Raw genomic sequence first — 10,475 nt, 5'->3', positions numbered from 1 at the left:
GCTACCCCACCTATAGCGGGGATAATAAAGGTGGGGGATTTTGTCCTATTAAATCAGGCGATTGATAAAAATTTTGCCAATAGTAGCGTTGTCGAATTTTCACTGATGTATAGGTCACATGCTGCAGACTAGATTGCTGCGGATTTAGGCTAATATGCTGACCAAAATGACTACACTGATCCTGTACACAAATTTTTTGGCAATAATCCTTAATTTTTGATATATCAAGATTTGTTAAGGCTGATTTTTTTTCAACAGTAGAAAGTATTAGATTTTTTTCTAAGGATGGCATTAAAGAAGAATTTTCAACCACAATATCTACCGAAAATAAACGCATTTCGTGCAGACATGACGCCTCAGCTACACCCCAGACACTCTGAAGCATAAACAATAATGCCAGTAATCGCACGAATGCTTTTTTCATACAAATTTAGTAGAAATATAATCTTTCAGCCACATCATACCTTATCTTGAATAAAGCGCAAAAGTATAAAATCATCGCAATAATTTAAAACTTTATACTGGCTGAAAACATAAATGTTCGTGGATCACCCAAGACAGAAGTGTTGGCCCAATATTTTTTATTCAATATGTTATTTACATTCAAGCGTAAGGTTACAGGATAGTTTTGGATATCCATGCGATATCTTGCACCCAGATTAACCAGAGTATATGCTGGCATTTCATCTTGATTCAGTGTATCGGCAAAACGCTTGCCTGTATAATTTATCCCGCCCGTTAAGGTTAATTGCTCAAAACTTGGTAAAGTGTATTCACCATATAATTTGAAAATTTGCTGTGCAACTTCTGTTGGCCGTTTACCTTCCAGTGCAGTATTTTGTTTTTGTTGCTTCACTTTGGCATCTAATAAGGTAAATCCACCAATTACGGTTACAGCGTCACCTATTTTTCCTGTTGCTGTGAGTTCAATACCTTTATGTATCTGCCTGCCATCTTGTACATATCTTGCTGTTGTTGCATTAATTTTTTCATTATACTGCAACCCTTTATCAATCTGGAAAATGGCTGTATTCAGAGATAGCGAATCATTTAGTGTATATTTCGCACCTAATTCAATTTGTTTACTTTTCAATGGATCAAATACTTCACCGGCATTGACGACTGCCAATCCACTGGCAGTTTCAGGGGCAATGCCACCATTTTCGAGTGATTCAATATAAGTGGCATACGTTGTTAAATCGACAAATGGTTTATAAATAATTGAAAGATTAGGCGAAAGGTGTGAGGCATCATAACCTGATATTTTATTTTGAATATTGACATAAGATAGCCCTAATAATGCTGACCAACGCTCATTCAATTGGATATCATCACCAATCAACCAACTGGTCGATACGTTTTCTGATCGCTTTCTTAATTGTCCACGATCAACAATAAAACCATCTGGCTGATCCAGATAAACAGGCAGATTTAGATTATCGCTACTATACGTAATGATATTTCCAGCTTCTCTTTGATAACGTTTCTGAATCGATTTTGTACTCAGAACACCGGTTGTTAACTTATGTGAAATCGATCCGGTATGAAATGCAACATCCAAATAAGCTGCTGCAGATTTATCATATTGATTACTGGTAATACGGTTTTGTCCATCGGCATAAACTCTGGATACTTCCTGACCAAATGTACCGTCTGCATTTACGGTATTTGTAGCAGATTGTGTTTTTCTACTGCTAAAACTATCCAGATAAGATGCTCTAAAATCCATATACTCATTGATATTCCATGTTAAATGCGCACCATATCGTTCAGACTTGTAATGATTATTCATCCAAGGTTGCCCCCACAAAACATCATTTTTAAAACGATCTGCGGAATAACGTGATACTCCTGAAGCAAATACCCAGTCAGCAGTATTGCCATTGACAGCATAATCACGATGCATGGCATCCACTTGTAAAAGTAGATTGTCCAGAATATGCCAATCTAACGCTAAACTAACAAACTCTTTTTCAATTTCCAGACGATCTACAGCCGTTTCACCTCCTTGTTTGGCAAGATTCAAACGATAAGCAAAAACCCCTTGCGGATCAATTTTTCCACCAAAATCAGCCATAGTGTACCAGCTTTGTCCACCTGCATTGCCTAAGCTAATTTCATTAAATCGCTCTACCGTCGGACGTTTACTCACATAATTAACCATGCCGCCAACATTACCCGGACCATATAAAAAGCCAGATAAACCATTAAACATTTCCAGTTTTTCAGTATCTTCCATACTGGTTCCATGTCCATATTGATCACCTGGCAAACCATCACGATAAATGGTGGATACCTTGAATCCACGACTCATAAAGGTTGGTTGATCATTTTCATACTGAGATCTTGTCAATTGAATAGTTGGATTAAGGCGATAAACTGCATCCGGACTCACTGTTGACTGTAAATTTTTAACGACATCTTGAGAAAAAATATTGATGGAATAAGGTAAATCTTCAAGTTGACGTCCCTGCCATGGTCCAGCCTGAGAAACTTCTCTTGGCCGATAGCCTTGGTCTACTGTTCCATCTGAATGTTGCGCCTGTACTTCAATGGCTGTCAGCGTGGTATAAATTGGTTTCTGTTGTTCTGTTTCAGCAAATACCTGTGAAGAATAAATTGAACAACATAATCCATAGCCGATAGTCATGTACAAATAATATAAAGACTTCTTTTTAAATTGTTTTTTTCCGTTACAATGCAACATATATTTTCCCTACCAATAATGCCTATATTTTTACCTGCTGCATTATAGTTTGTATATAAAATTAATAATTGTTATCACTTATATTAACATTTGTATTAAATTAGAAATTTAATAATTTTTTTTACTTAAAAATCATTTATTTCGTAATATATATTTAATTTTTAATTAATTTTAACAAATACATCACATTTAAATTGCTTGTTATTTTTTAAAATAGTGATGTAGACATTAAACTTTTTGCTAGTGTCCTAACCTGTTTATTTTTCAAAACAAAAATAAACAAACCAATCAATAAGTTACTTTTGTAAATATGTTTAATGTGTTTTTCACGACATGCTGTGTCGCTTTCAGGTAGAAATTCACAGCTCATATTCTTACCATTCTTTTATAATTTTACCCTACCCAGAAATATCGGAATAGCTAACTGTCATGTCTGATCGCATTAGAGAAAAACTACAAATTCTGGCTGATGCAGCCAAATATGATGTATCCTGTTCATCCAGTGGCAGTAATCGTCAAAATAAAGATAAAGGTGTTGGCAATACCGGCTCGGGAATTTGTCATAGTTATACCGAAGATGGCCGCTGTGTTTCTCTTCTTAAAATATTATTCTCAAATGTTTGCATTTTTGATTGCCAGTATTGTGTTTCTCGTCGTTCCAATGATGTGAAACGTGCTGCATTTACTGTACAGGAAGTGGTTGATCTAACCATGAATTTTTATCGCAGAAATTACATTGAAGGTTTGTTTTTAAGTTCCGGAATTTTTAAATCTGCTGATTACACCATGGAACGAATGATGCAAGTGGTCAAAAAATTACGTCTGGAAGAAAATTTTAATGGTTACATTCACCTAAAAACCATCCCCGGTGCATCACCTGAAATTATCCACGAAGCCGGTCTATATGTAGATCGTATGAGCATTAATCTGGAAATGCCAACCGAAACCGGACTCAATGCCTTTGCTCCGGAAAAAAGTCATGAAGAAGTACGTAAGGACTTAGGCTTGGTACGTGACCGGCGAATTCAGTTAATTGACGAACGTAAACTGATTCGCCATGTTCCCAAGTATGTTCCAGCCGGACAAACCACACAAATGGTCATTGGTGCGCATCAGGAAACAGATCTGGATATTCTGAATGTTGCTGATCGGCATTATCGAGAATTTAAACTTAAACGTGTATATTATTCAGGCTATATCCCTATTAATACCGAACAAAACCTATTGCCTGCGGTAGGCACTGCACCACCCTTGATTCGAGAGAATCGCTTATATCAAACAGACTGGCTAATGCGTTTTTATGGATTTCGGCATGACGAAATTGTTAATAACCAGCATCCTAATCTGGAATTGGATATTGATCCAAAATTAAGTTGGGCACTACGTCATCCAGAATACTTTCCGATTGATCTAAATCATGCAGACTATAATATGATTATTCGGGTTCCCGGTATTGGGACACGTTCTGCAAAAAAAATTATTCAGGCCAGACGTTTTGGTTCAATTCGTATGGACACTGTGCAGCGTATGGGTGTCGCATGGTCTAAAGCACAACACTTTGTGCGCTGTATTGACTCACCTACTTTTCAAAAAGAAAAAACAGCAATGCAACTCAAGCAACACATTCTCAATCAAGGCCAATCTAAATACCAAAAACAATTATCACCTCAATTAAATCTGGGCTTTTAAATGGCAGTATGGGTTTTCGATGGGACATTAACAGGGCTATGTAGTTGTATATTTCGAGCGTTTCAGTTTCGGGAATTTACTGTACAAATTACTGCAAATAATCAGGCACAATTTGATCTACTTGGTGAAAACATTTATGTCACAGCCAACGAACATCACGCACAACGGGTATGGCAAGGCTTACAGCACAAATTGTCTAAACAAGCTTTACAACAGCTCCATTATGCTTTTTTATCAGAAAAAAATCAGGCATATCAACATATTTTTAATTACTGTATTTATGTGTTTCAGCAACAACAATCTGTAGAAAAAAACTATGGTCAGGCAGATATTCTTGCCATTTCACAGTGGGCAAAGCAAGTTGGCCGGGAAAAACATCGAATGGAAGCCTTTATTCGCTTTAAGAAAACCAAAGAACAATTTTATGTTGCCTTAATTCGCCCTGATTTTAATGTTATTCCAATCATTCAACGACATTTCAAACAACGCTACCAAGATCAAAAATGGCTGATTTATGATGATTTACGTCATTATGGCATTTTTTATGATCTGGACAATATCCATCAAATTGAAATGAATACACAGCACATTGACAGTAATCTGGACAATGGTTTTCAACAGCAATTCATGATTGCACTGGATGATGATGAAATACTTTATGATCAACTCTGGAAAGATTATTTTCATAGCGTCAATGTTAAAGAACGGCAGAATCTTAAATTACATATTCAATATGTACCCAAACGCTACTGGCGTTATCTAAATGAAAAATGGCCAACTTGAACCATTAACTCAATTATTTTCTCCATAACTTTATCAAAAATATGATTTATATACTTCTTGCCAAGCTGGTTTTAATTTTACTGGTATGTGCAACAACGTCACGAAATTTCTGAATAAATAACTCCTTTGTCCGACCACGGCGACTAATAACAGAAAATGGAGCACGATAGCCAAATATGGAAGGTAACAATACTTTTAAACGCCCTTGATCAACCCAGTGCTGAGCATAATGCTCAGGTAAATAACCAATGTATTGACCCGTCAAAATTAAGATAAGCTGAGCCTCCATAGACTCTACTGTTGCTGAAGAGTTTTTAAAACCATGTTTGGCCAGTTCATGATGACTCCAATATCCTCGTCTTACCATTTTTTCCTGTGTAACCTGCCCTTCAGTCAGATGACGCTGTGAAAAAAACGCATGTTTATCACTACAAAATAACCAATGTTGTTCCTGATAAATAGGTTGATAAATAATGCCACTGACTTTGGTAAAAAAGGAACCAATCGCTACATCAAATCGATTTTCAAGAATCCCCATTTGTAATTCATAAGGGCTTTGTACCTGTAAACGAATATAGACATGCGGATTTTCCTGCGAAAATAATCCAATCACCTGATCAATGGAAAAATTATTTTCCGTAATAATTGAATCAATAATACCAATTTTAATTGTTCCGTTGAGTTCACCCTTAATTTGTGCTGTATATATCGAAAATTTATCAAGTTCCTGTAAAATTCTCAGTGCTTCCTGATAAAACAGTTCGCCTTTTGTGGTTAAGGCAAAACCTCCCCGCCCTCGACTACACAACTTCATTCCAACATTACTTTCAAGCTGACTCATATATGTGCTAATTGCTGATGTGGATAAGTTTAACTCATGCTGTGAATTAGCAAACCCTTGATTTTTAACAACAGTTACAAAAATTTGTAATAACTTAAGATCTGGAAAATTACTTTGCACCATCGAATTCAGCTTACTTATCAATACATTTAAAAGTTTCTAAAATTCTAAACTAATTTTTTAATTTTTCCTATTTAACTGCCTATTATTTTGATAGATAAATAGTTAAAACAAACAGATATAGGATTGTAAATGTCAAAACAATTGCATCAACCTTTGGGTGGAAATGAAATGCCACGTTTTGGTGGCAATGCGTCCATGCTACGTTTACCTATGGTGAACGCATCGCACGAGCTTGATGAACTTGATGCAGCATTTGTTGGCATTCCACTGGATATTGGAACTTCATTACGTTCTGGTACACGCTTTGGTCCACGTCAAATTAGAGCAGAATCTGTTATGATTCGTCCATACAATATGGCAACTGGCGCAGCGCCGTTTGAGTCAATTAATGTTGCAGATATTGGTGATGTTGCGATCAATACTTTCAATTTATTGGATAGTGTACGGATCATTGAGCAGGAATATGACGACATTTTATCGCATAATATTATTCCACTAACACTTGGTGGAGATCACACCATAACCCTACCCATTTTGCGTGCCATCAAAAAAAAATACGGCAAAGTCGGTTTAATTCACATTGACGCCCATGCTGACGTTAACGATGAAATGTTTGGAGAAAAAATTGCACATGGCACCACATTTCGCCGTGCAGTAGAAGAAGATTTACTAGACTGTAGTCGCGTTGTGCAAATCGGCTTACGTGCACAAGGCTACAGTGCAGATGATTTTAATTGGTCACGCCGTCAAGGGTTTCGAGTTGTTCAGGCTGAAGAATGCTGGCATAAATCTCTAGTACCATTAATGCAGGAAGTACATCAGCATGTTGATGGTGGTCCGGTATATTTATCCTTCGATATTGATGGTATTGATCCGGCATGGGCGCCGGGCACCGGAACTCCTGAAATCGGTGGATTAACCACAATCCAGGCAATGGAAATTATACGTGGCTGTGCAGGCCTTAATCTCATTGGCTGTGATCTGGTTGAGGTTTCACCACCGTATGACACCACTGGCAACACAGCATTATTAGGTGCTAACCTACTTTATGAAATGCTATGTGTATTACCTAATGTCAAACGTGAACTATGACACCACTATAGGATTATCTCCATAAAAAATCGCTCATTTTTACCACCAAATATAAAACTGACCAGACGGACCAAAAAATTAAATCAGGCTGGTCAGCAATTAAATTTTAGAGATAAAGTCTATTTAATCTAACTATGAACATGATTTACGCCATACATTTAAAATAAGCTGTAATATGAATAAATAAAATCAACATGCACTTCCAGCAATATCCAGACTTGAAAAAAACTTTTTAAGTACTATGCTAAATTTTTAACTTAATTCTAATTTTAGAATGATAATTTTAATCACTATCCTCTTAATCGCTATTGGTTACTATATGTATTCCATCAAGCTTAATAACCCTTCAACTAGTATTGGTGAATATATACTCTATCTTGTTTTAATTTTACTAATTGCTCTGGCTACAGGTTCATATAGACTTTTGTTTAAAATATTTCACTAACAATTATTTTGACTGATACTAAATATTTACTGCTCTTTGACAAACCACTTTTTATATCTATACCAGATGTCAAACAAAAGATCGAAGAACATAAAAAATCTGATATAGTAATCGCTTAACTAGCAGTTTTTTTATTTATCAATTTTAGGTCACTTTTTTATTTGTGAGTAACATTGTGAGTAACAAAAAACTAAGTTAGATAAAAGGTTTTTAAAATCAATAGGATAAATCCGATATGCTTCTAATGATCGATAATTACGACAGCTTTACCTATAACATCGTCCAGTATTTTGGCGAGTTAAATCAGGAAGTTAAAGTTGTACGCAATGATCAACTTTCATTAGAGGATATTGAGCGATGGCAGCCCAAATACTTAGTGATTGGCCCAGGACCATGTTCTCCATCTGAAGCAGGAATTTCCATTCCAGCCATTCAGCATTTTGCAGGAAAAATTCCATTACTAGGTGTTTGTCTTGGGCATCAAGCGATTGGCCAAGCGTTTGGTGGCCAAATCATTCGTGCCAAGACCGTTATGCATGGCCGTCTTTCTGACATGTACCATGCAGATAAAGGAATTTTTGGCAATCTGCCTAATCCGTTCTTGGCCACACGTTATCATTCACTGGTTATTGATCAGGCCACTGTTCCCGAATCTCTGGAAGTGACGTGTTGGACTCAGGAGGCAGATGGTTCAATTGAAGAAATTATGGGCGTAAAACATAAAACACTGGCAGTAGAAGGTGTGCAATTTCACCCGGAATCAATCTTGAGCCAACATGGACATGAGATCTTTAAAAATTTTTTAGACATTTATAAATGAGCTTAATGCATAACCATGAATATTCAACAGGCACTTAATAATATCACCAAAAATATTCACCTGACTCAGCCACAAATGGAAGATGTCATGCGAACCATCATGCAAGGTGAAGCAACGGATGCACAAATCGGGGCACTCATGATGGGGCTACGTCTAAAAGGTGAAAGTATTGATGAAATTACCGCTGCTGCCCGTGTCATGCGTGAACTTGCGATCAAAATCGATGTTAGCGATATTCCTTATCTAGTCGATATTGTCGGTACTGGCGGTGATGGGCAAAATTTGTTTAATGTATCGACTGCAGCCTCATTTGTGATTTCTGCTGCTGGTGCAACAATTGCCAAACATGGCGGTCGTGGTGTATCTAGCAAATCTGGTTCATCTGACGTATTAGAACAGGCTGGTATTTGTCTGGATCTTGATATGTCTCAGGTGGAGCGCTGTATTCGTGAAATGGGCGTTGGTTTTTTATTCGCCCCCAATCATCACAAAGCCATGAAATATGCTACTGGTCCACGTAAAGAATTAGGAATTCGTAGTATTTTTAATCTACTCGGCCCACTGACTAATCCTGCCGGTGTACAACGTTTTGTTATTGGCGTATTTTCTGCCGAATTATGCCGACCAATTGCAGAGGTTTTACAGCAACTTGGCGCACAACACGTGATGGTTGTTCATTCTCAAGATGGTCTGGATGAAATTAGTTTAGCTGCGCCAACCACTGTGGCAGAACTGAAAGACCAGCACATTCAGGAATGGCAAATTATTCCTGAAGATGCCGGCATTCAGGCGCAAACACTAAGTGGTCTTTCTGTAGAGAACTCTGAACAAAGTTTACAATTAATCAAGGATGCACTAGGTAAGAAAAAATCTGCCATAGGTGAAAAAGCTGCCAATATGATTGCACTCAATGCAGGCGCAGGACTATATGTTTCAGGTATATCCAAAAGTTATAAACAAGGTGTCGCATTAGCACATGACATTATTTATGGTGGACAGGCATTGGAAAAAATGAGTGTCGTCAGTGAATACACACGAACCCTGAAACAAATGCAACCAACAATTTAAACGGACAATGAACATGCAAAAACACCTTCAGGATACGATTTTAGGTAAAATTGTTCTGCGTAAATATGAAGAAATTGCAGCCAAACAAAAGCAATATAGCCTTGCCGATCTGGAACAACTTGCACAACAAGCTACTCCTGTTCGCGGTTTTGCGCAGGCACTACAGCATAAATCACCAGCAATTATTGCTGAAATTAAAAAGGCATCGCCCTCTAAAGGCATTATCCGTGAAAATTTTCAACCTGCGGAAATAGCTCAACAATATGAACAGGCTGGTGCGGCCTGTTTATCAGTATTGACTGATGTCGATTTCTTTCAAGGTCATCATGACAATATTCGTATCGCCCGCGAAGCTTGTACATTACCGGCTTTACGCAAAGACTTTATGGTCGATCCCTATCACATTATCGAAAGTCGGGCTTTACAGGCTGATTGTATCCTATTAATTGTTGCGGCTTTATCCGATGCGCAATTACAGGAACTGGCAGCAACTGCCTTTGAACAACAACTTGATGTACTGGTTGAAGTGCATGATGAACAGGAAATGCAACGTGCCTTGCAGTTACCTGAACAATGTTTATTAGGCGTCAATAACCGTAACTTAAAAACCTTTGCAGTGGATTTAAATACCACAGTTCGCCTAAAAGATATGGCAGGCTCATCACGCCAAATCATTACCGAAAGCGGTATTAGTACTTCTGAACAAGTTCAATTTATGCAAGATCATGGAATTGATCGTTTTCTGGTTGGTGAAGGTTTTATGAAGCAACCGCATGCAGGTCAGGCACTTCATACATTATTTGGTTTGCCACGTACAATCTAGATCGTTTTGATCTAGTTTTATGCAAGTGGTCTAGTGAATTTCAACATCACTAGACTGACCAAATTGCTGATGCTAACAACAATA

Annotated in this window: 9 protein-coding genes; 6 read left to right on the top strand and 3 right to left on the bottom strand. The window is 37.4% G+C overall.

What is annotated here, in order from left to right; genetic code table 11:
* Nucleotides 1-10 precede the first annotated feature (10 nt).
* Together F4V57_RS00145 and F4V57_RS00140 are read right to left on the bottom strand one after the other, a co-directional pair.
* Nucleotides 11-424, bottom strand: a complete 414-nt coding sequence (locus F4V57_RS00145) for a hypothetical protein (RefSeq protein ID WP_070069585.1) — start codon at nt 422-424, stop codon at nt 11-13.
* Between the two features lie 84 nt (nt 425-508).
* Nucleotides 509-2,707 (bottom strand): TonB-dependent siderophore receptor, encoded by a 2,199-nt coding sequence (locus tag F4V57_RS00140; RefSeq protein ID WP_070069586.1) that lies wholly within the window; start codon nt 2,705-2,707, stop codon nt 509-511.
* A gap of 429 nt (nt 2,708-3,136) precedes the next feature.
* Between F4V57_RS00140 and F4V57_RS00135 the strand changes: the two genes are divergently transcribed.
* The gene (locus tag F4V57_RS00135; RefSeq protein WP_070069587.1) at nt 3,137-4,396 is read left to right on the top strand and encodes a putative DNA modification/repair radical SAM protein; all 1,260 of its coding nucleotides are present in this window, start codon (nt 3,137-3,139) and stop codon (nt 4,394-4,396) included.
* Entirely contained in the window at nt 4,397-5,179 is a 783-nt protein-coding gene (locus F4V57_RS00130) for a TIGR03915 family putative DNA repair protein (RefSeq protein WP_070069588.1), read from the top strand.
* Nucleotides 5,180-5,225: 46 nt separating this feature from the next.
* Here the strand turns inward: F4V57_RS00130 and F4V57_RS00125 are convergent, their stop codons facing one another.
* The gene (locus F4V57_RS00125) at nt 5,226-6,143 is read right to left on the bottom strand and encodes a LysR family transcriptional regulator (protein ID WP_070069589.1); all 918 of its coding nucleotides are present in this window, start codon (nt 6,141-6,143) and stop codon (nt 5,226-5,228) included.
* A 129-nt stretch (nt 6,144-6,272) separates the two neighbouring features.
* On the opposite strand from F4V57_RS00125, the gene speB reads away from it, so the two are divergent.
* The 4 genes from speB (at nt 6,273) to trpC (ending at nt 10,391) form a co-directional block, all read left to right on the top strand.
* Nucleotides 6,273-7,235: an agmatinase gene (gene speB / locus F4V57_RS00120; protein ID WP_070069590.1), complete on the top strand. Its 963-nt coding sequence runs from the start codon at nt 6,273-6,275 to the stop codon at nt 7,233-7,235.
* A 680-nt stretch (nt 7,236-7,915) separates the two neighbouring features.
* The gene (locus F4V57_RS00115) at nt 7,916-8,500 is read left to right on the top strand and encodes an anthranilate synthase component II (protein ID WP_070069591.1); all 585 of its coding nucleotides are present in this window, start codon (nt 7,916-7,918) and stop codon (nt 8,498-8,500) included.
* A gap of 15 nt (nt 8,501-8,515) precedes the next feature.
* Nucleotides 8,516-9,568 (top strand): anthranilate phosphoribosyltransferase, encoded by a 1,053-nt coding sequence (gene trpD / locus F4V57_RS00110; RefSeq protein ID WP_070069592.1) that lies wholly within the window; start codon nt 8,516-8,518, stop codon nt 9,566-9,568.
* Between the two features lie 13 nt (nt 9,569-9,581).
* The gene (gene trpC, locus F4V57_RS00105) at nt 9,582-10,391 is read left to right on the top strand and encodes an indole-3-glycerol phosphate synthase TrpC (RefSeq protein ID WP_070069593.1); all 810 of its coding nucleotides are present in this window, start codon (nt 9,582-9,584) and stop codon (nt 10,389-10,391) included.
* The last annotated feature ends 84 nt before the right edge of the window (nt 10,392-10,475 follow it).

It is taken from the genome of Acinetobacter qingfengensis (genome assembly GCF_008693185.1).
In the GTDB taxonomy this organism is placed as follows: Bacteria; Pseudomonadota; Gammaproteobacteria; order Pseudomonadales; family Moraxellaceae; genus Acinetobacter; species Acinetobacter qingfengensis.
This window is presented reverse-complemented; position numbering and strand designations above follow the sequence as displayed.